The following is a 24,279-nucleotide window of genomic DNA, read 5'->3' as shown; positions in this document are numbered from 1 at the left end:
TTAGCCAATCCGGGAAGCACCCTGCAGAGGTGTGGCCCCGGCGGATTCCCTGCACGCGACGCGCCTGCGGGCCCAGATGAGGTTGTACTGCCATGGTCCGTCGAACCAAAGAAGAAGCCCAGGAAACCCGCACGCAAATCATCGAGGCAGCGGAAAAGGCCTTCTACAAGCGCGGGGTTGCGCGCACCACCCTGGCGGACATCGCCGAGCTGGCGGGCGTGACTCGGGGTGCGATCTACTGGCATTTCAATAATAAGGCAGAGCTGGTGCAGGCGTTGCTCGACAGCCTGCACGAAACCCATGACCACTTGGCGCGTGCCAGTGAAAGCGAGGACGAAGTCGACCCGCTTGGGTGCATGCGCAAGCTGCTGCTGCAAGTGTTCAACGAGCTGGTGCTGGACGCCCGTACCCGTCGTATCAACGAAATCCTGCATCACAAGTGCGAGTTCACCGATGACATGTGTGAAATTCGCCAGCAGCGCCAGAGCGCTGTACTGGATTGCCACGTGGGCATCAACCTGGCGCTGGCCAATGCCGTACGCCGCGAACAATTGCCGGCCGAGCTGGATGTAGAGCGCGCAGCCGTGGCCCTGTTTGCCTATGTCGATGGCCTGATCGGGCGTTGGTTGCTGCTGCCGGACAGCTTCGAGCTGCTGCGCGATGCCGAAAAATGGGTCGACACCGGGCTGGATATGCTGCGCTTGAGCCCGGCCCTGCGCAAATGACACTTTGTTAAGGATTGTGAGGGAGTGTTTCCTCCTGATGTTAAGGGGGGATTAATACCTCAGGCTGCTCCCTCACGCCCGCGCAATTGCCGGTCCGGTAATGCCAGGGCCGCCAGCAGGCCGAGCAACGCCACCGCCGCACTGCCCAGTAACAGATGCCGGAAGGTTGCCAGCAAACGCGCCTGGGTTGCCGTGTCTGCTTCGCCGGCCTGCAGGCTGCCCAGCAACGGGTTACCCTGCAACTCGAAACCGCCTTGGTGCAACAGCGCCAGCAGCAGGCTGGACATGCACGCCACGCCCATGGCCCCGCCCAGTGAGCGGAACAGGTTGGTGGTGCTGGTGGCCACGCCGATGTCCTTGCTGCCCACCGCACTCTGCGTGCCCACCAGCGAGGTCGGGAACTGCAGGCCGCAGGCGATGCCGGTCAGCAACATGAACACGGCGCTGAGCAGGGCCGACTGTGGCGGGGTGATGGCCATGGCGAAGACCGCGACCGGCATCAGCAGCGCGCCGGCGAGGATCTGCGGTTTGAAGCGGCCCGTGATGCTGGTCATGCGCCCGCCGGTAAAGGCCCCTATGGGCAGGCCAATGGCCAAGGGCAGCAGGTGCAGTGCTGCACTGTCGGCGCCGGCGCCGGTGATGCCCTGGTAGCGCAAAGGCATCAGCATGGTCAGTGAAATAGACTGGAAGCTGGCGAAGAAAATCACCCCCCAGCACAGCACGGCAACCCGGTTACCGAACAGGCCTAGGGGCAGCAACGGTTCCTGGCAGCGGCGCTCGTGGGCGACGAACACGGCCGTGCCAAGCCCAGCGCAGGCAAACAGGCCCATGACGGCGGGCGCATTCCAGGCCTGGCCTTGGCCGACCAGGGTAATGCCCAGCAACAGGCTGCCCAGGCCAACGATCAGCAACACGGCGCCCAGGTAGTCCACCCGGGCTTCGCGGCGTTGCACCGGCAGGCCACCCAAGGCACGGTGGATCGCCCACAATGCAACCAGGCCCAGCGGCAGGTTGATCCAGAATACCCAGCGCCATGACAGATATTCGGTCAGCCAACCGCCCAGCACGGGCCCGGCAACGCTTGCCGCGGCGTACATGCTGCTGAAATAGCCCTGGTAGCGGCCCCGCTCGCGGGGTGGTACGAAGCCACCGATGATCGCCTGGCTGACCGAGACCATACCGCCCGCGCCAACCCCCTGCAGTACGCGCGCCAGCACCAGCTGCTGCATGTCCTGGGCCAGGGCGCAGGCGATTGAAGCCAGGGTGAACAGGCTGATACCGGTAAGGATCATGCGCCGACGCCCGTACAGATCACCCAGCTTGCCGTAGATTGGCACCGCCACGGTCATCGCCACCATGTACCCGGAGATCACCCACGCCAGCAGGCCGACGTCATTGAACTGCGCGGAGATGGCGGGCAGGGAAACGGCGACGATGGTCTGGTCGAGGGCACCAAGGAAGATGGCCAGCATCAACGCAGTGAGTACGTTGCGCAGGGCGGTGGGGGGCAGGGCAGCTGTCACGGAGCACCTTGTCTAATGGCGGTGACTTTTCCGGCCCCTTCACGGGTAAAGCCGCTGCCGCAGGTTCAGCACTGGCCGTAAGAACAGTGGCGAGCCTGTGGCAGCGGTTTTACCCGCAAAGGGGCCGACATGAATAGCCGGATTGTAACCCGACTTAGGTAGCTTCCTATGTACTATCTGCATCCCCTATGCAAGATCGGCATTGGCGCATTCATCCAGTGGTGCATGGCCGCGTGATATCGTGCATGGGCCGCAGGGGCTGAAATCCGGGGCTTGCACCAGCTTGGTGCAGCAAGATGTCGCAGGATTTCGGTGCCGCTGTATCCCACACCTTTTATTCCTCTGCCTGCATGTCGAGCATGACCGCCCAGATGGCGACGGTTGGAACAGGTCAGGTAGACCCGATTCAGGGGTCGGTAGCAACCGTTCAATTTCACGTATAAGCGGAGTGATCATGCCCAGGGCTTCCCACCAAGATTTGCGTTTTGCATTCCGCGAGCTACTCGCTTCAGGTTCCTGCTACCACACAGCGTCTGTGTTCGACCCGATGTCGGCGCGTATTGCCGCCGACCTGGGTTTCGAGGTTGGAATTCTCGGCGGCTCGGTCGCTTCGTTGCAGGTGCTGGCTGCGCCGGACTTCGCCTTGATCACCCTGAGCGAATTCGTCGAACAGGCTACCCGCATCGGCCGCGTGGCCCAATTGCCGGTGCTCGCCGATGCCGACCATGGTTACGGCAATGCGCTGAATGTGATGCGCACGGTCATCGAGCTGGAGCGCGCCGGCGTGGCTGCGCTGACCATCGAAGACACCCTGCTGCCGGCCCAGTTCGGGCGCAAGTCCACCGACCTGATCCCGGTCGACGAAGGTGTCGGCAAGATCCGTGCAGCCCTGGAAGCACGCGTTGACTCGTCGCTGTCGATCATTGCCCGCACCAACGCCGGGGTGCTCAGCACCGAAGAGATCATCGTGCGCACGCAGAGCTACCAGAAGGCCGGTGCCGACGGTATCTGCATGGTGGGTGTAAAGGACTTCGAACAGCTGGAGCAGATTGCCGAGCACCTGACCGTGCCCTTGATGCTGGTGACTTACGCCAACCCCAACCTGCGTGACGACGAGCGCCTGGCGCGTCTGGGCGTGCGTATCGTGGTCGATGGCCACGCCGCGTACTTCGCTGCGATCAAGGCCACTTACGACTGCCTGCGGCTGCAACGCGGCCAGCAGAACAAGTCGGAGAACCTCACCGCCACCGAGCTCTCGCACACCTACACCCAGCCTGAGGACTATATCCGCTGGGCCAAGGAGTACATGAGCGTCGATGAGTGACCGGCTTGGCGCCGTTCAGCTCAACGGACGGCGCTCAAGGTGGCAGTGTGCGGCACGCAATGCGCCTGCTCGCAACTCGCCGCCGCGTTAGGCTGGCTGCGTAGCAGCTCGGCGCGCCAGCAGGCGGAGCCGTAAAGCCCGGCAACGGCGGTCAAGGCCATGACAAGGGCGACTCTTCTGGACGTGATACCCATGGTGCTCACCTCCTGTTGCAAAAACAGGTGATACCTCAAGCATAGGTCAACTGCAGGCGGGCGCTTGCCGCCAAGGCCTGCTTGCGCGCCGGTTCACAACAAATCCTCATCCCACGCTGGTTCGTCGGTGAACCGCTGCGCCAGAAAATCGAGCATGCTGCGCAAGGTCGCCGGCCTATGCGGTTACCGTGCAGGCGCTTGATGTCACCGACAGCGCGGCGCTGCAAAGGGCCGTCGCGGGCGTGGATGCGGTGCTGAGTGCGGCGCATTTTTCGACCATCGCGCCGCACGCGATCATCGAACCGGTCAAGCGTGCGGGCGTGAAGCGCCTGTTGGTGGTCGGCGGCGCCGGTAGCCTGTTGCTGCCTTCCGGGCATCGGGTCATCGACAGCCCGGATTTCCCCGAGGCTTACAAGGCCGAAGCCAGCGCGGGTGGGCGTTTTCTCGAGGCGCTGCGCCAGGAGCAGAACCTGGACTGGACCTTCCTGTCGCCGTCGGCAGAATTCGTCGAAGGGGAACGCACCGGGCACTACACCTTGGGCAAGGACCATCTGCTGATTGGTGCCGATGGCAAGAGTTGGATCACCTTTGCCGACTTTGCCATCGCCATGATCGATGAGCTGGAGAAGCCGGCGCATTCGCGGCAACGCTTCACCGTCGGTTACTGACCCGCCCGGTCACTGTTCGGCACGCCCGGCCAGCCAGTCCATCAGCTCGACCAGCCCTGCTGGCAGGCTCTTGGCCTGGCTGACCAGGTAGTAGCCCTTGCCGGTGCTTACCTTCAAGCCGAATGGCATGCACAAGCGCCCGCCGCGCAGGTCATCGCCAATCAGCGCCCAGTCGCCAATGGCCACCCCTGTGCCTTGGGACGCCATCGCCATGGCCATGTCCAGGGTCTCGAAATGCTGCTTAGGGCCGTGCAGCTCGAACGACGCGCCGGCCGCCTGCAGCCACAGGCGCCAGTCGTGCCCATCCCGTGAGGGGTGCAACAGCATATGGCGCGCCAGGTCTTCAACCTGCTTCAACGGTACAGGGCCTGCCAGCAGCGAGGGTGCACACACGGGCGTCAGCTGCTCATCGAACAGCTTGAGCGCCCGCAGCCCGTGATTGGGCAAGCTGCCATAGACCACCGCCGCATCGAACCCTTCACGGCGAAAGTCCACGCCATGCTGCACGGTGGTGGTCAGCTCCACGGGTACGTCCGGGCGCAGGGCCTGCCATTCCATCAGCCGCGGCAACAGCCAGCGCATCACACAGGTTGGCGCCTTGAGCTGCAGGGTAGTGCTGCGCCCACCCACCTCACGCACGCCTTGTTCGATCAGGGCGAATACCTGCTGCACGCGTGGCAACCAGTCCTGCCCCTCACGCGTCAGGGTCAAGCCGCGGGCCTGGCGCTGAAACAGGGCGTAACCCAGGTGTTCTTCCAACCCAGCGATCTGCCGGCTGACGGCGCCTTGGGTGATATGCAACTGCTGAGCGGCACGGGTGAAATTGCAATGCTGCGCGGTGATGAGGAAGGTGTGCAGGGCGGGGAGGGGCGGAAGGCGTTTCATCGTCGCGAGCCATGATTAAGGGACATGGCTAGTATGTGTTTTTTTGCCTTGTGGCGATAGCTGCACGTTGGGTCCAATGCGCACAGATTTCAACAAGATTCAAGGTGAAACCCGATGGCAACTTGCGGCGAAGTACTGGTCAAACTCCTCGAAGGCTATGGCGTTGCCCATGTTTTCGGTATCCCGGGCGTACACACCGTGGAGCTCTACCGAGGGCTGGCGGGCTCGTCGATCCGCCATATCACGCCACGCCACGAGCAAGGTGCTGGTTTCATGGCTGACGGCTACTCGCGCACACGCGGCAAGCCCGGGGTGTGTTTCATCATCACCGGCCCCGGGATGACCAACATCACCACCGCCATGGGCCAGGCCTACGCCGACTCGATCCCGATGCTGGTGATTTCCAGCGTGCAGTCGCGTGACCAGCTGGGCGGTGGCCGTGGCAAGCTGCACGAGCTGCCCAACCAGAGCGCGTTGGTGGCCGGTGTGGCGGCGTTTTCGCAGACGCTGATGAGCGCCGACGACCTGCCGCAAGTGCTGGCCCGTGCCTTTGCCGTATTCGACGGCGCCCGCCCGCGGCCGGTGCATATCGAAATCCCGCTGGATGTACTGGTTGAGCCTGCCGACCACCTGCTGCCGGGCCGGCCGGTGCGCAGCAGCCGCGCAGGTGCCGCGCCACAGGCCGCGGCGCAGATGGCCGAACGCCTGGCAAAGGCGCGCAAGCCGTTGATCCTCGCAGGGGGTGGTGCGCTGGATGCAGGTGCTGCGCTGGCGGGCCTGGCCGAACATCTGCAAGCCCCGGTGGCGCTGACCATCAATGCCAAGGGCCTGCTGCCTTCCAGCCACCCACTGCAGATCGGTTCGACCCAGTCGCTGGTCGCCACCCGCGCGCTGGTGGCGGAGGCCGACGTGGTGCTGGCGATCGGTACCGAGCTGGCCGAAACCGACTACGACGTGACATTCAAGGGCGGCTTCGAAATCCCTGGCAGCCTGCTGCGCATCGATATCGACCCGGACCAGACCGTGCGCAATTACCTGCCGGAGCTGGCGCTGGTTGCCGATGCAGCGTTGGCGGCGCAGGCGTTGCTCGACTGCTTGCAGGCGCTGCCGCAACCGGTCCGCGACGGTAGCTGGGGGGCTGCACGTGTTCGGCACCTGCGTGATGCGCTGAATGCTGGCTGGGATCAGCCGGCCCTCAGCCAGACCCGCCTGCTGACCAGCATCCTGGAGCGTCTGCCCAATGCCATCCTGGTCGGCGATTCGACGCAGCCGGTGTACACCGGCAACCTGACGCTGGACATGGATCAGCCACGTCGCTGGTTCAATGCCTCGACCGGCTACGGCACTTTGGGCTATGCACTGCCCGCGGCGATGGGGGCCTGGCTGGGCAGCGCCGAGCAACCGGCCGCGCGTGCACCGGCGGTTTGCCTGATTGGCGATGGTGGGCTGCAATTCACCCTGCCGGAACTGGCCAGCGCGGTGGAGGCCCAGGTGCCATTGATCGTGCTGCTATGGAATAACCAGGGCTACGAGGAAATCAAGAAGTACATGGTCAATCGCGCCATCGAGCCGGTCGGGGTGGACATCCATACTCCGGACTTCATCGGCGTGGCCCGTGCCTTGGGCGCTGAGGCCGAAGATGTCGGCGATGTGGCGCAATTGCACGCTGCCCTTGGCCGGGCCGTGGAGCGCAAGGGGCCGACCCTGATCCAGGTTGATCAGAACCGGTGGCAGGCAGCCGTACTGGGCTGAGGCTAATCAGCCGGTACTGGCCCGCAACCGTGCAACATCGCGGATCGGTGGCGCGCCATACAACCGGCTGTACTCGCGGCTGAACTGGGACGGGCTTTCATACCCTACCCGATACCCCGCCACCGCCGCCTCCAGGCCATCGTTGAGCATCAGCCGGCGCGCCTCCTGCAGGCGCAACTGCTTCTGGTACTGCAACGGGCTCATGGAGGTGACGGCCTTGAACCTATGGTGCAGGGTCGAGGTGCTGAGGTTGACCTCCCGCGCCAAGTCCTCGATGCGCAGCGGTTGCTGGAAGTTCTGGTTGAGCCAGGTGATGGCCTGGCATACCCGGTGAGTCTGGCTGTTGGCCAGGGCAATCTCGTACAGGCGGTAGCCCTGGGGGCCGCGCAGCAGTCGGTAGAGAATTTCCCGACGGATCAGCGGCGCCAGCATGGCGATGTCACGCGGCGAGTCCAGCAGGCGAATCAACCGCAGCAAGGCGTCGAGCAGTTGCGGGTCAGTCCTTTCCACATACAGGCCGCGGCCGGAAGGCAGGTTGGGCACCAGCATCGGCCCGCTTTCGGCAATCAGCTGGCTGATCTCGGCCGGGTCGAGGTCCAGGCGCAAGCCGAGGCTCGGGTTTTCCGGGCTGGCGTCGAGCCTCGCGCCGCTCAGCGGCAGAGTCACCGACACCACCATGTAGTGCAAAGGGTCGTAAGCGTACTGTTCGTCGCCGAGGAACAAGCTTTTGCTGCCCTGGGCCAGGATGCACAGCGCGGGTTGGGCCAAGGTAGGCACAGAGCGGACATTCTCGGTATAGCGCACCAGGTACAGGTCGTCGATGGCAGACGCCGGGCCGTGGACGTCGCTGGCATGGCGGCCGATCAGCTCGGCCAGCTCTTGGCGCTGCACTTCCAGGGTCGGGTCGATGGACGGAGTGGTGGTCATGATGGCTTTCCTCTACTGACCGACGCAGCATAGGTTTGGGCAATGGCGGGCGCTAGTCGAAAGCTGCACGTCGATTGCCTGATCCTGCACCGCAGCAGGATCAGGCAATCGACGTGCAGTATTGGCCTAACGCGCCGCGCGGGCGCGGCCCTAACCTTGGCAGCCTGGTTTTTCCGTCCGCCTGCTTCAAGGAGATTGTGCAATGGCCCTTTCCCAACCGGTCACCCACTTGGCTTTCATCCGTGCCAGCAGCGGTCGTTCGGCGGAGCTTGGCGCGCGCCTGCGTGACCTGCTCGAGCCGTCGTTGCGCACGCCCGGCTGCCTGAGTTTCACCGTACAGCGCTCGCAGGCTGATGCCGACCTGTGGCTGCTCAGCGGCAGCTGGCGTGACCAGCAGGCAATGAGCGGTTATTTCGCCTCGCCGACCCTGCAGGTGTTTGGCGAGCTGGTGCAGGCCCAGGTGGTCAGCAGCCTGGATTTGCATACCTTCGATTGAATGGCACGCAACACGGGTTAGAATGCCGCCCCTCGATCAATCACGCGGATAGCGACATGGCACGTAGAGAGTTCCCGCATTTTGAAGCGGTTTCGGCGATGGTCCCGGTAGACGGCGGTGGCTACAACGCCGCCATCGCAGTCAAGGCCTTGGGCATGGGCGGTGCGCCGCGCTTTCACAAGGTGCTGGAAGGCCAGGTGTTCAAAGGCGCCATTGCGGCCGATGAGGCCGCCTGCGCCGAGCTCGAGCGCCTTCAGGGCGTGGCTGAAGACGGCGAGCTGATCTGGTAACCCGCCCGTCGATCAGACCTGCGGCCTGCGCATCTTGAACAGGTTGCCCAGCTCGAAATAATCCGCCGGCCCACCGCCACGCAGAATCGGCTCGGCGGCGGCGGTGTCGTAGATGCCGTCCTTGAGCAGGTGCTCGGCAATGTGCACCGCCACCACTTCACCAAGGATCAGCCAGCTTGGCACCAGCTCTTGGTCCGCCCGCTTGAGCTGGACGATCTGGCTCACCTTGCATTCGAATGCCACGGGGCTTTCGCCCACACGTGGCACCTGGACGATGCTCGACGGCGCGGCAGTCAGGCCGCTCAGCTGGAACTCATTCACATCGGCGGGCACTGCAGCGCAGCTCTGGTTCATTTGCTCCGCCAGCGGGCGGGTGGCGAGGTTCCAGACGAACTCACCGGTCTGCTCGATGTTGTTCAGGCTGTCTTTACGCCCGACACTGCAGAACCCGATGATCGGGGGGATGTAGTTGAACGCGTTGAAGAAGGAGTAGGGCGCGAGGTTCAGTTGGCCTTCGCTGCTCTGCGAGGAGATCCAGCCGATCGGGCGCGGGCCGACGATGGCATTGAACGGGTCGTGGGGCAGGCCGTGGCCTTTGGCGGGTTCGTAGTAATACATCTGCGTTGGGCTTGCTGGCCCTACCTCTGGTTGGACGAGGCGCCTAGTGTGCCAAGTCTGCGGCCGCCTGCAAATGATCAAGCCCGGCCAAGGCCGGGCTGGTTGCACGCATCAGTTATCAACTGATGCGGTGGGCGTTGGTGCGGTCGAAGCCATCCTCGGCGAAGCGTTGGCCGCCGGTGCGGTCGAAGCCATCCTCGGCGAAGCGTTGGCCGCCGGTGCGATCGAAGCCATCTTCGGCAAAGCGTTGGCCACCGGTGCGGTCAAAGCCGTCTTCGGCGAAGCGTTGTGCACCCGTGCGGTCAAACCCATCTTCAGCGTAAGTGGCGGTTTGCGTTTGCACCGCAGTGAAGCTGTGGGCGTTGGTGCGGTCGAAGCCATCTTCGGCGAAGGCGCCAGCCGCGAAAACCGAAAGGGCCAGGGTGAGGATCAGTTTGTTTTTCATGGTCGTTGCTCCGTTGGATGCGAGAAGTTGTTTGTTTCTATGGATTCAATGCTACGCCAATTAATTTGATTAAAAAGCGCAAAAAATAGCGCTTAAGAATCGAATTTATAGATGCATAATGGCGTGAGCGTCGCCATTCAGCATCCGTTTTTGGTACCTGGTTTAGATACAAGCCTCGGGTGCTGAATGCCTTGCCAGCCTTTGCAGGATGCAGAAGCTGAATTAATCGGGGGTTAAGAGTTGGAAATGAAACCGAGCGTTTTGGAGAACCGGATTAGTACCCGTTAGAGAAGCCCGCTCGTGCGGTTCTTGATGGGACCAGAGCATCAAGATGCTCGTGAGCCGATTCATTGTGGTTATCGGGCCTGAACAAAAAAGGCGCCCGTGAAGGGGCGCCTTTGTTGAAGACTGCAGGCTGACTGTCAGTCAGTCGTAATCCGCGAATGCTGCTTGGTATCTTTCATGGTCGCGTACACCAACAGCGAACACGCGATGCACGCAGTGACGTACCAGTAGAAGCCGCTCTCCATGCCTGCGCTCTTGAACCACAGGGCCACGTATTCCGCGGTACCGCCGAAGATCGAAACGGTCAGCGCGTACGGCAGGCCAACCCCCAGTGCGCGGATTTCGGTTGGGAACAGTTCGGCTTTGACTACGGCGTTGATCGAGGTGTAGCCGCTGACGATGATCAGCGCTGCCATGATCAGGAAGAATGCGCCCCACCAGGTCTGGATGGTGTGCAGGGTGGTGAGGATCGGTACGGTGAACAGCGTGCCGAGTACACCGAAGGCGATAAGGATCGGGCGACGGCCGATCTTGTCCGACAGGCCGCCGATGATCGGCTGCAGGCACATGAACAGGAACAACGTGGCCGCCGAGATGGTGGTGGAGTCACTGATGCTCATGCCCACGGTGTTGACCAGGTACTTCTGCATGTAGGTGGTGTAGGTGTAGAAGGCCAGGGTGCCGCCCATGGTCAGGCCGACCACGGTCATCAGTTCCTTGGGGTGGCGCAGCAGGGTGCGCATCAGGCTTTCCTTGGCCTTTTCCTTCTTGGTGAACGAGGCGGTTTCTTCCATGCCACGGCGCAGGTACAGGGCAACCACTGCGCACAGCGCGCCGATCACGAACGGTACACGCCAGCCCCAGGCATACAGCTGCTCGGTGGTCAGCGTCTGCTGCAGGACAATCAGCACCGCCAGGGCGATGAGCTGGCCGGAGATCAGGGTCACATACTGGAAGCTGGAGAAGAAGCCGCGACGCTCCTTGCTGGCCATCTCGCTCAGGTAGGTGGCCGAGGTGCCGTATTCACCACCCACCGACAGGCCCTGCAGCAGGCGGGCGACCACCAGCAGGACCGGCGCGGCGACGCCGATGGTTTCATAACCCGGGGTCAGGGCGATGACGAGGGAGCCGGCGCACATCAGCAGGACCGAGGCCATCAGTGCGGCCTTGCGCCCCTTGCGGTCGGCGTACAGGCCCATCAGCCAGCCACCGATCGGGCGCATGAGAAAGCCCACGGCAAAGATGGCGGCGGTGTTGAGCAGTTGTGCGGTGGAGTCGCCAGCGGGGAAGAACGCTTTGGCGAAGTACAGCGAGAATGCGGCGTAGACGTACCAGTCGTACCATTCGACCATGTTGCCGATGGAACCACTGAAAATCGACTTGAGGCGGCTGGCGGTGGTTTTTTCTGCGGCGGGCGCGACGGCCGCCCCGGTTGGCAGGGAGGTGGCGTTATCCATCAGGGATACCTTCTCGTTGTTTTTGTGGAGCGCGCCTGAGGCGCTGCTTGCCAGGACGATTGCAGAAGGTGTGCCAAATGGGTGCAGGATGATCCAAATGGGGGCGTAGAGCGTGCGGCCGCTGGCGTTCCGGTGATTGCCTAGTCAGCGGCTTATCGTGTCGTGATGACCTCGGTGAGCGGATTTCCGCTTATCGACTGGTTTTGATCGGCAATAATCCGCTCATCAGAGAAAGTCCTCACGCACCAGGCCGTGCCGCTGCATCTTCTCATTCAGCGTACGCCTGGGTAGCTGCAACGCCTCCATCACCGCCTTGATCTCGCCAGCATGCTGGCGCAAGGCTGCCCGCAGGCACTGGGCCTCGAACGCCTCCATCTGGTCGCCCAGCGATTGCCCGGCCGGTGCTGCCTCGATGCTGGGTGATCCCAGGCCCAAGGCATGGCGCTCGGCCGCGTTGGCAAGCTCACGTACGTTGCCAGGCCAGTCATGGGTCAGCAATTGCGCCAACTGCGTAGCCGACAGCGGCGGGGCTGTGCGGCTCAGCTTCTCGGCTGCAGCGTGGGCGAAATGCTCGAACAGCAACGGGATGTCTTCACGCCGTTCGCGCAGCGGCGCCAAGCGCAATTCCGCGACATTCAGCCTATAGGCCAGGTCTTCGCGAAAACGCCCGGCGCGGGCTTCTTCGAGCAGGTCTGGCTTGGTGGCGGCGATGATCCGCAGGTCGACACTGATGCTCTGGTTGGCCCCCAGCCGTTCCAGCTTCTGCTCCTGGATCACCCGCAGCAGCTTGGCCTGTTGGGCCAGCGGCATGCTTTCGATTTCGTCGAGGAACACCGTACCGCCGTTGGCATACTCCAGCTTGCCGATGCGCTTGCCCTGGGCCCCGGTAAAGGCGCCGCTCTCGTGGCCGAACAGCTCGGCTTCGAACAGCGATTCCGGGATCGCTGCGCAGTTGAGCGCGACGAAGGGTTTGCCCGCGCGCGGGCCGAAGTCGTGCAGGCAGCGCGCCACACGCTCTTTGCCACTGCCGGTTTCGCCGCGGATCAGCACATTGACCGGCAGGCTGGCCAGGTCGAGCACCTGCCGGCGCAGTTGCTGCAGGCCTTGCGACATGCCCAGCAGCGCGGCTTCCAGGCGTGACTTCAGGTCAGCCTGCTCATGCAGGCGGCGGTTCTCCAGCACCAGTTGGCGTTTCTCCAGGGCACGGCGCAGGCTGCCCAGCAGATGCTGCGGCGTGAAGGGCTTTTCGAGAAAGTCATAGGCGCCGTTACGCATGGCCTCGACGGCCATCGGCACATCGCCATGGCCGGTTAGCAGGATTACCGGCAGGTCCGGGTCATCGGCCTGCAGGCGCTCCAGCAACTGCATGCCACCCATGCCCGGCATGCGCACATCGCTGATGACGACGCCTGGAAAGTGCCGGGGCAGGTGAGCCAGGCATTCCTCGGCGCGCGCGAACAACTGCACGCTGAACCCGGACAGGTTCAGCCATTGCTCGACTGCACTGCGGATGCTCGCCTCATCATCGACGACGATCACTGAATTCAGCATACAGGCTCCAGGTCACGGGGGAGGGTAAAGCTCAGGCGTGCGCCGCCTGGCAGGTTCTCTGCCTGCAGCTGGCCGCCGGCCTCGTGAATGATGCCATAGGAAATTGCCAGGCCCAGACCGAGCCCTTCACCCACCGGCTTGGTTGTAAAGAAGGGGTCGAAGACCTTGGCCAGATTGGTGTCGGCAATCCCCCCGCCAGAGTCGAGGACGCTAAGGCGCCATTGATCCTGTTCGAGCTCGATGCGGATTTCCAGGCGTTTGTAGCGTTTGTCGGCCATGGCGTCGAGGGCGTTGCGCAGCAGGTTGATCAGCACTTGCTCCAGACGGATCGCATCGCCCCGCACCCAGGCGGGGCGCGCCAGGTACAGGGCCACTTCGACTTCGTCGCTGCGCAAGCGCGTATCCAGCAGGTGCAGGGCCTGATCTACTACGGTCGCCAGGTCTAGCCGTTCGCGCAGGCCGACCGGGCTGTTGCGCGCGAACGTCTTCAGGTGGCTGGTAAGCGCGGCCATGCGTGTGAGCATCTGCTCCAGCGGCTCCAGTGCCAGGCGCGCTTCGTCGTAGCGGCCGTGGTCGAGTAGCAGGCGCAGTGTTTCCAGCTGCATGCGCTGGGTGGTCAGCGGCTGGTTGATCTCGTGGGCCATGGCCGCAGACATTTGCCCAAGCGCAGCCAACTTGGCCGACTGCACCAGGCCTTCCTGCGCAGTGCGCAGTTCGCGGGTGCGCTCCTCGACCTGGCGTTTGAGTTCTTCACGGCTGCGCTGGCGCAGGCGGGCGAGGCGCAGGCGCTGGCTGACGAACAGCGCGGCGAATACCAGGCTCAGCCAGACGGCGGCGGCGCCCAGGCCAGCGTTGCGCCCGGCAGCACTGACCTGCGGTTTACGCAACAGATGCAGGGTCCAGGCCTCACCCGCGAGCGGGAGGCTCTCCCACAGGTACTCGGCAGTGCCGGCCGGGCCTTGCACCCGGCTCAGGTGGCTGTTTTCGGCAAAGCGGGTGAGAACCTGATGCTGCAGGGGCACCAGCGGTTGCTTGTCGTATTGACGCGTTTCGGCTAGTTCGGCGCGGTCGGCGCCGCTCAGCGGTTGCAGCTCGCGGTAACGCCAGCCGTCCTGGTTGGCGATGAAGGTGATGCCGCGCGCGTCGCTGACCAGCAACACATCACTGCCCTGGCGCCACTCACGCTCCAGTTCGGGGAACTCCAGCTTGACCACCATGGCCCCCAGGAAGCGCCCCTGTTCGTCGGTGACGGCGCTGGACAGGAAGTAACCCGGTACGCCGCTGGTCACGCCGACCGCATAGAAGCGGCCGCTGCCCTGGCTGCGGGTTTGCTTGAAGTAGGGGCGAAAGCCGTAGTTTGAACCCACGTAGGTAGTGGGTAGGCGCCAGTTGCTGGCGGCGATGGCCAGGCCGGTACGGTCGAGCAATTCGAGGGTGGAGGAATTGGCCGCGCCATTGATGCGCTCGAGTTTGCGGTTGAGGGCGTCCTGCATGGCGTCGTCGACCGGCCCACGCAGGGCCTGGATCAGCTCGGGGTCCAAGGCCAGCACGGCGGGCAGGGCGCGGTAGCGGTCGATCAAGGTATGCAAGGCCGTGGCGTACAACCCCAGCTGCTGGCTGGCGCGGCGGGCGTCGTCCTCCATGGCCTGGCGCTTTGCCTGATGCATGGCCCAGCCCGCGCTGAGCGCAGTGCCGGCCACAATCAGCAGGATGATCAGCCCCAGACGCAGGGCGCGAAAGGAAAAGGGCATGGGGCAGATCCGGATGATTGAGTGGCGGGTAGGGCCTACCGCCTGCAAGCCGGCTCCTACAGGTACTGCGCTGGGCCATCACGCAGTGGGAGTCCTGTGGGGGCCGGCTTGCCGGCGATAGGGCCAGTGCGGCTTACAACAATTCGAAGCTCTGCTGCTGTACAGCTTCGGAATCCAGCCCGACCTGAACATTGAACTCGCCTGGCTCGGCGACCCGCTGCAGCTGCCCATTGTAGAACTTCAGGTCGTCCTCGCTGATGCGGAAGGTCACGGTTCGCGACTCGCCAGCCTTGAGCAGCAGTTTCTGGAAGTTTTTCAGTTCCTTGACCGGGCGGCTCATGGAGCCCGCGACATCCTGCAGGTACAACTGCACCACGGTCTCGCCATCGAGCTTGCCGGTGTTCTTCACAGTCACCTTGGCCTCCAGCGTGTTACCGCGCTTGAGGTCCTTGCCCGACAGGGTCAACCCCGACAGCTCGAAGCTGCTGTAGCTCAGGCCATAACCGAACGGGTACAGCGGGCCGTTTGGCTCCTCGAAATACTGCGAGGTGTAGTTGCCTGGCTTGCCCGGCGTGAACGGCCGGCCGATGCGCGTGTGGTTGTAGTACATCGGAATCTGCCCGACTGAGCGCGGGAAGGTGATGGCCAGCTTGCCCGACGGGTTGTAGTCGCCGAACAGCACGTCGGCGATAGCGTTGCCGCCCTCGGTACCGGCGAACCAGGTCTCGAGGATGGCGTCAGCCTGCTCACGCTCCCAGGCAATCGACAGCGGTCGGCCGTTCATCAATACCAGCACCAGCGGCTTGCCGGTGGCCTTCAAGGCCTTGATCAGCTCGCGCTGGCTGGCCGGGATCTCCAGCGTGGTGCGGCTGGACGACTCGTGGGACATACCGCGGGACTCACCCACCACGGCCACCACCACGTCGGACTGTTTCGCAGCCTTGACCGCTTCGTCGATCAGCACCGCTGCCGGGCGCGGGTCATCGACGATTTCCGGGGCATCGAAATTGAGGAAGTTCAGGTAATCGAGAATCGCCTTGTCGCCGGTGACGTTGGAACCTTTGGCGTAGACCAGCTTGGCCTTGCCCTCGACAGCGCGGCGCAGGCCTTCACGTACGGTGACCGAGTGCATCGGCTTACCGTCAGCAGCCCAGCTGCCCATCATGTCGATCGGTGCATCGGCCAGCGGGCCGACCAGGGCGATGGTGCCGGCTTTCTTCAGCGGCAGGGTCTGCTGGCGGTTTTCCAGCAGCACCAGGCTGCGGCGGGCCACGTCGCGGGCGGCATCACGGTGCAGGCGGTCTTCGCTGTAGTAATCCTTCAGATCGGTTTCGGCCTTGCCGATGCGCACGTAGGGGTCCTTGAACAGGCCCATCTCGTACTTGGCCCCCAGCACTTCGCGCACGGCCTGGTCCAGTTCACCCTGGGTCACTTCGCCGGACTTGAGCAGCCCTGGCAGCTCTTCGCCATACAGCGTGTCGTTCATGCTCATGTCGATGCCGGCCTTGATCGCCAGCTTGGCGGCCTCGCGGCCGTCGCGCGCGACGCCATGACGGATCAGCTCCTGAATGGCGCCGTGGTCGCTGATGGTCACGCCCTTGAAGCCCCACTCCTTGCGCAGCAGGTCGTTCATCAGCCAGGTGTTGGAGGTGGCCGGCACGCCGTTGATCGAGTTCAGCGCCACCATCACCCCGCCGGCACCGGCGTCCAGCGCGGCGCGATAAGGCGGCAGGTAGTCGTTGTACATCTTCGGCAGGCTCATATCGACCGTGTTGTAGTCGCGCCCGCCTTCCACTGCGCCATACAGGGCGAAGTGCTTGACGATGGCCATGATGCTGTCGGCGTTGGCCGGGCTGCTGCCCTGGAACGAGCGGACCATTACCTGGCCGATCTTCGAGGTGAGGTAAGTGTCCTCGCCAAAGCCCTCGCTGGTGCGGCCCCAGCGTGGGTCGCGGGCGATGTCGACCATCGGCGCAAAGGTCATGTCCAGGGCGTCGGCGGAGGCCTCGATGGCCGAGGTGCGGCCGACCTTGGCAATGGCGTCCATGTCCCAGGTAGCGGCCAGCCCCAGGCCGATCGGGAAGATGGTGCGTTCGCCGTGGATGGTGTCGTAGGCGAAGAACATCGGGATCTTCAGGCGGCTGCGCATGGCGGCGTCCTGCATCGGCCGGTTCTCGGGGGCGGTGCGCGAGTTGAAGGTGCCGCCGATACGCCCGGCGGCGATTTCTTCTTGGATCTTCTCGTGCGGCATCTCCGGGCCGATGCTGATCAGGCGCAGCTGGCCGATCTTTTCGGCTTCGGTCATCTGGCTGATCAGGTGCTCGATGAACGCCTGCTTGTCTTGCAGGGGCGGCGCGGTTTGGGCGGCAAGGGCCGCCTGACTGGCAAGGCCCATCATGGCCAGGCCCAGCAAAGACAGTTTCATCATGAATTCCGTTGTCGGGGCCTGTGCCGTATCCACGGTGATACGTGCGCGGCCGAAGTTTTCAGGCGGCTATTGTTGTACGATTCACGGGCATTAATTCCAGCGGCGGATTATGCCTGAATATGTCGCTCGCTGAGGAACACCCGAACGCCGGGACAACAACAATAAGAACGATCGAGAGACCGAAGGCATGACCCCCCTCAACGAATACCAGCAACGCCAGATCGCCGAGGCCATTGCCCGCGTGGAGCGGCGCACCGATGCCGAGCTGGTGACCGTGCTGGCGCGCCGCGCCGATGACTATGCCTACCTGCCGCTGCTCTGGGCCGCCGTGCTGGCCCTGGCCGTGCCAGGGCTGTGTCACCTGCTGCTGGGCTGGCCGGGTGTGCGCGGCCTGCTGGTGGCGAATGTGTTGCTGTTCTTTGGCTTGTGTGTGCTGCTGCGCAACCCGCGCCTGGCCGCTGGCTGATCCCGCGCGCGCTGCGCCGCTGGCGGGCATCGCGCCTGGCCCGGCAACAGTTTCGCGAACAGAACCTGCAGCGCACTGCCGCCGGCACCGGGGTGCTGATCTTTGTCGCCGAAGCTGAACGGCATGTGGAGATTCTCGTCGATCAAGGCATCGATCGCCATCTGGATGCCAAGGCCCGTGCGGTCATCGTTGCCCGTTTTGCCGAGCAGGTACGCCAGGGCCGCACCTTGCAGGGCTTTGTCGAGTGTATCGAGGCCTGCGGTGAGCGGCTGTGCGAGCACGTACCGCGCACCCATGCGCGCAACGAGTTGCCCAACCGCCTGGTAGTGCTCGACTGAGCCACACCCATCGCGAAAACCTTCGCCTGAGGCGGCCATCGACGTAGAATGCGCGGCATTGCGCAACGCGCTCCCCGCTACCCGAGGCACCTGTTTTCCATGTCCGCCAATCCTTCCGCTTCTTCCGCGCCGGATGCGCGCGCCCAGTTTCTCGACCTGCTGAGCGCTGCCTTGTACGGCAACACCTTGGTCAAACTGGTGCTGGCGCGCCACATTGGTGCCGACCCGACCTTGCAGCGGATCATCGCCAAACCGGTGCAGGTGAAGGGGCAGCCGAACCTGTCGCTGGTGTACCGCCACCAGACCCGCGACATCACCCGCAACCTGCCGCTGGACCAAGCCCTGGCGCTGGTCGCCGAACTGCTGCCGGCAAGCTTTCGCAATGCCCACCTGTTCGATGCCGAGGGGGAGCAGCAGCTGACTTTCAGCAAGAAGGGCAAGCCGATGCTCCAGCGTCACGGTGCCCAGGCGCCCCGCGAGGCGGCCACCAGCACTGGCCACGACCGTGAGAAAAAACGCCACCTGGAGTTGTCACGGCCCTTCCTGCGTGACCTTGGGGTAACCGATGCGCAAGGCGCGCTGATCCCCGCCATGTCGCGCAAGTGGAAGCAGATCAACAAGTTCATCGAAGTCTTCGAACATGCCCTGGCCAATGCGCCTGTGCCTGCAGAGCAGGCGTTGCGGGTGGCCGACTTCGGCTCCGGCAAGGGTTACCTGACCTTTGCCATGCATGACTACCTGCGCAACACACTGGGTCGTGAAGCTCAGGTGACGGGCGTGGAGTTGCGCCAGGACATGGTCGACCTGTGCAACGCCGCAGCTTCGCGCCTGGAGCACCCGGGCCTGGAGTTCCAGTGCGGTGACGTGCGCAGCGTGGTGCCCGAGGCCATCGAGGTGATGATCGCCCTGCATGCCTGCGACATCGCCACCGATTACGCGATCCATACCGGCATACGCTGCAATGCCGCGATCATCATGTGCTCACCGTGCTGCCACAAACAGATCCGCCCGCAACTGCACAGCCCGGAGCTGCTGCAGCCGATGCTGCAATACGGGCTGCACCTGGGCCAGCAGGCGGAGATGCTGACCGACAGCTTGCGTGCCTTGTACCTGGAGGCTTGTGGTTACGAGACCAAGGTGTTCGAGTTCATCTCGTTGGAGCACACCAACAAGAACAAGATGATCCTTGCAGTAAAGCGTAAGCAGCCGGTGGAAGCGGGGGCGTTGCTGGAGAAGATCGCGCAGCTGAAAGCGTTTTATGGGGTGCAGGAGCATTGCCTGGAAACGTTGTTGCGGGAGGATGGGTTGATTTAAACGAGCCGCGCTAGCGGGCCGGTCGAATGTTGTAGGTCCGCTCCAGCCCTGGAGGCGATAAGCCATGTCCAGGGCTGGTATTCCTATCAGCCTGCATGAAATGATATCACCGCGACTCCAGCCACGATTACCACGATAGAAGCACCTTTGCGTATTAAGCTTGTCGGAGCGATATCTTCGGTCAGCAGATTCGGAAAATACCGTGTGGCTACGTATCCGAACAGAAGAACAAATAGTGGATGTATGCTGACGACGACGGATACCAGCGCAGCACCCCCACCGGCGGACAGTGCGGCCATAAAGAAGATATATCCACCTACATCAAGTGTGTTCGTGGCGCCGAAAATGCAATACGATTTGGTATCGAGTCTTTTTAAGTCGCGTGTGATCAGCCTTCGCCAGTTGGGGATTCCTAACAGTAGTATTCCTCCCAGCGCGTAACCTGAAAAGTTAAAGATTAATACTGATTCCAGGCTTTTTACTTTAAGTATTTCGTCTGAAATGATGGTGGATGCCGCGCCGAATAAGGCCGAAACTAGAATCATTAGTATGTGCCGTCTGTGACCTAGCCCGTTCACCGTTTTACGAGATATACAGAGCAGTAGAATGCCGCCGCTGATAAGGAGAAATCCACTTGCCTGCCAGTACGTTGGGATTGAATTGAATAAAAGGACTGAGGCGATGAGGACGAAAAGTGGTTCGGATTGATGTATGGGTATGACAACGGAGACATCCATGTCTTCCAGTGAGTAGCTGTATGCAAAATATTGTAAAAATATTGCAAGCCCAGACAGCATATTAATACTCGCCGTTAAGGGGTCTATGTCGGTTGGTCGGAGGATAAGGTAAATGGCTGTAGCGAAAAATATATTGCCAATGCTTAGGAGGAAGGTGAATGAGACATAGTGTGATGTAATGTTGTTGATTGCAAACTTATCCACCATGTTGGAGAGGCTCCACAGAAGCGGCGCCATGAGTGAAAGATACAACCAGCTCATAGTGATCTTCCTAGGACTTCAAGGATTGTAGCGCGGCTATGGTTTAACAGTGCCGTCGAAAAGTCATCGGTGTCATGGTCGAAGATGAAGGTGTTCCGATATGTAAATGCCTGGGAGGTCTCGAATAAGACGATGCTGTCCAGCAGGCACTTGGCCTCTTCGAACCTCGAGGAGTGATTGAGCTTTAAGAGTTTTATAGCGTTTCCATAATGCGCAGCCTCATCCCGTGCTGCATTTCTTATCCAAGTTGAAAGGCAGTGAGGTCCCAAGCTATCAAAAAGACTAAAATCTTGCTTGTAAGCCCGCGTGCTCGTGATTTCATCGAATGCGATAGAAAGCAAGATGCTGAACTCATCGATAAGAAAAGGCGCGATTGATTCAAAGTCAGGTGTTCTTGATCTGATTGTATCGTCTATACTAGCCTCACTTTGTCCGTACAGCACGCTGTTGATTTTTCGCAGACCTCGGTAATGATTCTGCTCATCCAGGTGCCAAAGGCAGACAAACTCTAGGAACTCGTCGCTGAGTTGCAGGTCAGTCCGTTTTAAGAGGTAGGTCAGGAAGTGTTTTGAGTCAAACTCAGAGCTCATGTCATGCCAGAGATGCTTCTCTCGGTTTTTGATTTTCTCTTTGCATCCAGTAATACAGTCCAAAGACAGATCATTTAATAATTCTACAGATGACCAGTCGTAAGTTTTAAGCCCAATAGCTGTTTTTTTGTAATTCATTGTCGCACCCCTTGTGTTATTCTAGGAAGCTTGCAAACTGCCAGGTGTCGACGCCGGTCCGCTCGCTGGGGAAGAGCTCCTTAGTTTTGCTGGACGGGGTCCAGTCAGTGTAAGCGCCGACCATATCTCCCAAATAACGCTGAGCGACATCCAGCACAAACTTAAAATCCATTTCTTCAGCTTCTACAAGCCCTCGCCTAGGGTTTGCAATCGCCCATTTAACGCCTGCTAGCACCCCAGCAGCCACTTGCAAGGTGGTGGCAGAGCTCAAGGGGTTGAGATGCTGAGCGGTGGAATTTTTGAGTACCGAACCGTACCAGTAAGCATTTTTGTCATGCCCCATGAGAAGCACGCCGAGGTAGTCGGAACCGTGAGTGATTTCGTCTCCACGGAGTACTCTTTTAAGCGGTTGCGGCTGCCATAAATTACCACTGAGTTCGTGAAGGGAAAGAATTGCGTCATTGCACGGGTGATAGGCATAGTGCACTGTGGGCCTGTAGATGCCTTGACTGTCATCTTCATAGGTCAAGTAGTCAGACAATGACAATGATTCGTTATGGGTAACCAGTAATCCTAGGCACGGGCCGTGTGCAGGTGTCCAGGTTTTTACGCGTACCGATGCGCCTGGGCGGTTCAGATAAATTGACTTGTGGTCGGAAGCAGCATGGAAGTGTCCTCCGTCCGGTAAGCACTGTTCGTGAGTTCCCCAGCCTAGCTCTGAAGGCTGGCATCCTTCTCCGATAAATCCATCGACAGACCACGTGTTTATGAACTCCCCAGGGGTTTTGGGTTTGCCAGCAATCTGAGTATCGTGTTCCGCTACGTGAATCGTCTTGATATTCAACTGCCAGGCTAATCGCGCCCATGCCTGGCGAGTGGTGGGGATTTTGTCCTGGGACGTACCTAGATCCTGACGGATGTTGAGGAGAGCCTGTTTAGCGAAATGGGACACCAGCCCGGGGTTGGCACCGTGCGCAATAACAGCCGTCGGGCCGCCATTGAGTACCCGCTTCAATGCGAGCATGCTCTCTCGAAGTGAGTAATTTGTTCTGTCCGCAGGCGGGACGCTACAATTAGTGTAGTGCCCCGCCCAGGGTTCAATGCAGGTATCCAAATACATGGCTTTTTTTTCATGGCAAAGTGAGATTAGATCCAAGGATGAAACTTCGACCGAAAGGTTGATAAGGAAGCTCTCCTGATCTAGATCATCAAGGGCGGATTTGTAGTTGTTTTTAGTCAAGGCTTGATCAGTCCAAGTGATGTGGATACCTTCATCCAGTTCTTGCTCACACTTGACGCAGGGGGCGATGATTTTCAGAGATCTCATCTCGCTGCGTAGCTCATGTATCAAAAGCGGGAGTACTGCTGAGGATACAGCTCCGTAACCAATAATGATGAATTTCATATGCTAATCCTGGTTGCTCTTGTTGTGGTACAGGAATCGAAAGCTGCTTTTGGTGTGGCTGGTGCCTGTTGAGCTTTTATTAGTCAGCGCGTATTTGTGGATGTGCCGTCATGGGTTTACTTTCTTGGTTGCTTAGGGTGTAAAAGCAAGCGGAAAGTCAGTTCGAGATTTATGTCCATCACGCCTCATTTTGTATTGTGGTGGAGGTGCGCACGCTCAATACAATAACTGTATTGATAGCGGGTCAAGGGGGTTCTCGTAAATAACTGTTTTTTCAGAGGCGGACTACAGAGATGACTGTGACTGGCGTAGGAGTTTTCTTTTAGTTGCGTAGTTCAGCTACCGAAGCGTGGCGTGCCCTTGTTGGTACCTTAAAAACTCCACGTTGGCGAGAGCCTGATTTTTGCCTCTGTCACGCCATAACAGAGAGTTGGAGGCGCCTCATATATTCAAGAGGAAGACCAGCTGCAAAGAGGCCGAAACCTCGCGTGATTGGCCCAAGGCTGACGACTATGACCTATCAGGCCGTGGCGCTTTGCAACTAATGCAGGAGCCGCGGTGCGGCGATCCGATTTACCCGTGAAGCGCCGCCCGCGCAGTGCTCGATCTCAATAGCAACGTTAAGCGCTCGGCTAGCACTTGCAGTCCCTACCGTAACCTGACGAGCTTATCAACGACGACTGCCCGACACCTCGATCGGCATCGCCACCGCCCCCAGCGGATGGGTACCTGCATCGAAGAAATGCAGCGCAGTCCCCGCCAGGTCGCCAAACCGCTCCACAAAATGCCGCTTCTGATTCAACACCGAGGCCTCGCCCAGCGCCCTGATGGCAATTGAAAGATGCGCCGGCCGCGCTTGGCGAATCGCTTCGAGCAGGTGTTGGTCACTGCTGTCCAGGTGCTGCCCGAACAGGCAGAGGCCTTGGCTTTCATGCGCCAGCTGCCCCAGGCACCAGCCCAGGTAATCCGAGTTGCGGATCGCACGCAGTTTCTCGTCGCTGCGGTCTTCGTTGACGAACAAGGGCACTTCACCCGGGATGTTCACGGCAAAGCCATCGAGCAATTCAGCGCTTTCGGCGCTGCGCTGGCGGGTGGCGCCGTCGGGCAGCTTGAGCAGGTGCAGCCCGCCGTGCAGGTGCAGCACGCGTGTCCCTGCACTTTGCGTGCGGCGCACGTCGAAGAAGCCTTCCTCATCGAACAGGGCGGCAAAGCCCTGTGGGTCGTGCTGCACGGCCCACGGCAGGATCAGGTCGTAGTTGCTGGTATAGACACTGCGGTAGCTGCGCAACGCCTGGTTGATCGCTGCAAGGGTGGATGCAGGCATCAGCGGCCACGGCACGTGCACGGTGCGCATGGCGTGGATCAGTGCTTCCTTGATCGAGTAATAGCGGTTCAGCGGCGCGGTGGAGTTGATCGCCAGGGCGGCGTTGGCGCGCACGGTGTGGTTGAGGGTGCTCAGCACTGGCTCGAACAGCTCGGTGCCCAGCGACTTGAACAAGGCCTGGTCGCTGATCGCCAGGCCTTTCTTGCGCCCGGCGCGCTGGGCTTCCTCGAACAGCGAGAAGTAGCCGAACGGCTTCCACAGTGCACGGCTGGCGCCGTTGCCCAGCAGCAGGGCGTCGCAGGGGTGGCGTTGGGCGAGTTCCTGCCAGGTGGCGAGGTGGGCGTCTAGTGCGGGCATGATGGGTCCATTCGCTGGAGCGGAAAACGG

General features: G+C 61.4%; 20 protein-coding genes and 2 pseudogenes. 8 read left to right on the top strand and 14 right to left on the bottom strand.

The genetic code is table 11. The features are described from left to right. Positions 1–92: 92 nt before the first annotated feature. Positions 93–725, top strand: coding sequence for an efflux transport transcriptional regulator TtgR (gene ttgR / locus ACFY68_RS08360; protein WP_346614518.1), 633 nt, complete (start codon positions 93–95; stop codon positions 723–725). A 59-nt stretch (positions 726–784) separates the two neighbouring features. Here ttgR and ACFY68_RS08355 read toward each other — a convergent pair whose 3' ends face one another. Beyond that, on the bottom strand, positions 785–2,248 hold the full coding sequence (locus ACFY68_RS08355; RefSeq protein ID WP_387525528.1) for an MDR family MFS transporter: 1,464 nt from the start codon (positions 2,246–2,248) through the stop codon (positions 785–787). 454 nt (positions 2,249–2,702) lie between these two features. Here ACFY68_RS08355 and ACFY68_RS08350 point away from each other — a divergent pair, with 454 nt between their 5' ends. Further along, on the top strand, positions 2,703–3,572 hold the full coding sequence (locus ACFY68_RS08350) for an oxaloacetate decarboxylase (protein WP_346614516.1): 870 nt from the start codon (positions 2,703–2,705) through the stop codon (positions 3,570–3,572). Between the two features lie 20 nt (positions 3,573–3,592). Here the strand turns inward: ACFY68_RS08350 and ACFY68_RS08345 are convergent, their stop codons facing one another. After that, complete coding sequence (locus ACFY68_RS08345) at positions 3,593–3,766, bottom strand: hypothetical protein (protein WP_387525525.1); 174 nt, start codon at positions 3,764–3,766, stop codon at positions 3,593–3,595. A 182-nt stretch (positions 3,767–3,948) separates the two neighbouring features. Here ACFY68_RS08345 and ACFY68_RS08340 point away from each other — a divergent pair. Then, positions 3,949–4,434: pseudogene (locus ACFY68_RS08340) on the top strand (NAD(P)-dependent oxidoreductase); the annotation flags it as partial. A 9-nt stretch (positions 4,435–4,443) separates the two neighbouring features. On the opposite strand, the gene ACFY68_RS08335 reads toward ACFY68_RS08340, so the two are convergent. Beyond that, on the bottom strand, positions 4,444–5,319 hold the full coding sequence (locus tag ACFY68_RS08335; RefSeq protein ID WP_387525522.1) for a LysR substrate-binding domain-containing protein: 876 nt from the start codon (positions 5,317–5,319) through the stop codon (positions 4,444–4,446). A gap of 114 nt (positions 5,320–5,433) precedes the next feature. On the opposite strand from ACFY68_RS08335, the gene ACFY68_RS08330 reads away from it, so the two are divergent. After that, positions 5,434–7,071: a 5-guanidino-2-oxopentanoate decarboxylase gene (locus tag ACFY68_RS08330; RefSeq protein ID WP_387525519.1), complete on the top strand. Its 1,638-nt coding sequence runs from the start codon at positions 5,434–5,436 to the stop codon at positions 7,069–7,071. Between the two features lie 6 nt (positions 7,072–7,077). On the opposite strand, the gene ACFY68_RS08325 is transcribed toward ACFY68_RS08330, so the two are convergent. Continuing rightward, entirely contained in the window at positions 7,078–7,998 is a 921-nt protein-coding gene (locus ACFY68_RS08325) for an AraC family transcriptional regulator (RefSeq protein ID WP_346614511.1), read from the bottom strand. 202 nt (positions 7,999–8,200) lie between these two features. Here ACFY68_RS08325 and ACFY68_RS08320 point away from each other — a divergent pair, with 202 nt between their 5' ends. Together ACFY68_RS08320 and ACFY68_RS08315 are read left to right on the top strand one after the other, a co-directional pair. Next, positions 8,201–8,494 (top strand): putative quinol monooxygenase, encoded by a 294-nt coding sequence (locus ACFY68_RS08320; protein WP_387525515.1) that lies wholly within the window; start codon positions 8,201–8,203, stop codon positions 8,492–8,494. A gap of 56 nt (positions 8,495–8,550) precedes the next feature. Then, positions 8,551–8,784 (top strand): hypothetical protein, encoded by a 234-nt coding sequence (locus tag ACFY68_RS08315; RefSeq protein WP_346614509.1) that lies wholly within the window; start codon positions 8,551–8,553, stop codon positions 8,782–8,784. Between the two features lie 12 nt (positions 8,785–8,796). On the opposite strand, the gene ACFY68_RS08310 is transcribed toward ACFY68_RS08315, so the two are convergent. From ACFY68_RS08310 to bglX, 6 genes are all read right to left on the bottom strand, one after another. Continuing rightward, on the bottom strand, positions 8,797–9,402 hold the full coding sequence (locus tag ACFY68_RS08310; protein ID WP_387525512.1) for a flavin reductase family protein: 606 nt from the start codon (positions 9,400–9,402) through the stop codon (positions 8,797–8,799). Positions 9,403–9,520: 118 nt separating this feature from the next. Continuing rightward, positions 9,521–9,847 (bottom strand): hypothetical protein, encoded by a 327-nt coding sequence (locus ACFY68_RS08305; RefSeq protein ID WP_387525509.1) that lies wholly within the window; start codon positions 9,845–9,847, stop codon positions 9,521–9,523. Positions 9,848–10,269: 422 nt separating this feature from the next. Next, complete coding sequence (locus ACFY68_RS08300; RefSeq protein ID WP_346614505.1) at positions 10,270–11,589, bottom strand: MFS transporter; 1,320 nt, start codon at positions 11,587–11,589, stop codon at positions 10,270–10,272. A 225-nt stretch (positions 11,590–11,814) separates the two neighbouring features. Continuing rightward, positions 11,815–13,140, bottom strand: coding sequence for a sigma-54-dependent transcriptional regulator (locus ACFY68_RS08295; RefSeq protein WP_387525506.1), 1,326 nt, complete (start codon positions 13,138–13,140; stop codon positions 11,815–11,817). Continuing rightward, positions 13,134–14,891 (bottom strand): ATP-binding protein, encoded by a 1,758-nt coding sequence (locus tag ACFY68_RS08290; protein WP_387525503.1) that lies wholly within the window; start codon positions 14,889–14,891, stop codon positions 13,134–13,136. The genes ACFY68_RS08295 and ACFY68_RS08290 overlap by 7 nt, the downstream gene beginning before the upstream one ends. Positions 14,892–15,024: 133 nt before the next feature. Beyond that, a complete protein-coding gene (gene bglX, locus ACFY68_RS08285; protein ID WP_387525500.1) occupies positions 15,025–17,319 on the bottom strand; it encodes a beta-glucosidase BglX in 2,295 nt (764 codons plus the stop codon). Positions 17,320–17,506: 187 nt separating this feature from the next. Here bglX and ACFY68_RS08280 point away from each other — a divergent pair. Continuing rightward, positions 17,507–18,123: pseudogene (locus ACFY68_RS08280) on the top strand (TPM domain-containing protein). 99 nt (positions 18,124–18,222) lie between these two features. Further along, positions 18,223–19,437 (top strand): class I SAM-dependent methyltransferase, encoded by a 1,215-nt coding sequence (locus tag ACFY68_RS08275; protein WP_387525497.1) that lies wholly within the window; start codon positions 18,223–18,225, stop codon positions 19,435–19,437. A gap of 86 nt (positions 19,438–19,523) precedes the next feature. On the opposite strand, the gene ACFY68_RS08270 is transcribed toward ACFY68_RS08275, so the two are convergent. The 4 genes from ACFY68_RS08270 to ACFY68_RS08255 form a co-directional block, all read right to left on the bottom strand. Beyond that, on the bottom strand, positions 19,524–20,435 hold the full coding sequence (locus ACFY68_RS08270) for an EamA family transporter (RefSeq protein ID WP_387525494.1): 912 nt from the start codon (positions 20,433–20,435) through the stop codon (positions 19,524–19,526). After that, positions 20,432–21,163, bottom strand: coding sequence for a hypothetical protein (locus ACFY68_RS08265; RefSeq protein WP_387525492.1), 732 nt, complete (start codon positions 21,161–21,163; stop codon positions 20,432–20,434). Before ACFY68_RS08265 ends, ACFY68_RS08270 begins: the two co-directional genes overlap by 4 nt. 16 nt (positions 21,164–21,179) lie before the next feature. Beyond that, positions 21,180–22,568, bottom strand: coding sequence for a saccharopine dehydrogenase C-terminal domain-containing protein (locus ACFY68_RS08260; protein WP_387525489.1), 1,389 nt, complete (start codon positions 22,566–22,568; stop codon positions 21,180–21,182). A 670-nt stretch (positions 22,569–23,238) separates the two neighbouring features. Continuing rightward, positions 23,239–24,249: a DUF4917 family protein gene (locus tag ACFY68_RS08255; protein ID WP_387525487.1), complete on the bottom strand. Its 1,011-nt coding sequence runs from the start codon at positions 24,247–24,249 to the stop codon at positions 23,239–23,241. Positions 24,250–24,279: the final 30 nt, after the last annotated feature.

It is taken from the genome of Pseudomonas sp. NPDC012596 (assembly GCF_042902325.1).
In the GTDB taxonomy this organism is placed as follows: Bacteria; Pseudomonadota; Gammaproteobacteria; order Pseudomonadales; family Pseudomonadaceae; genus Aquipseudomonas.
This window is presented reverse-complemented; position numbering and strand designations above follow the sequence as displayed.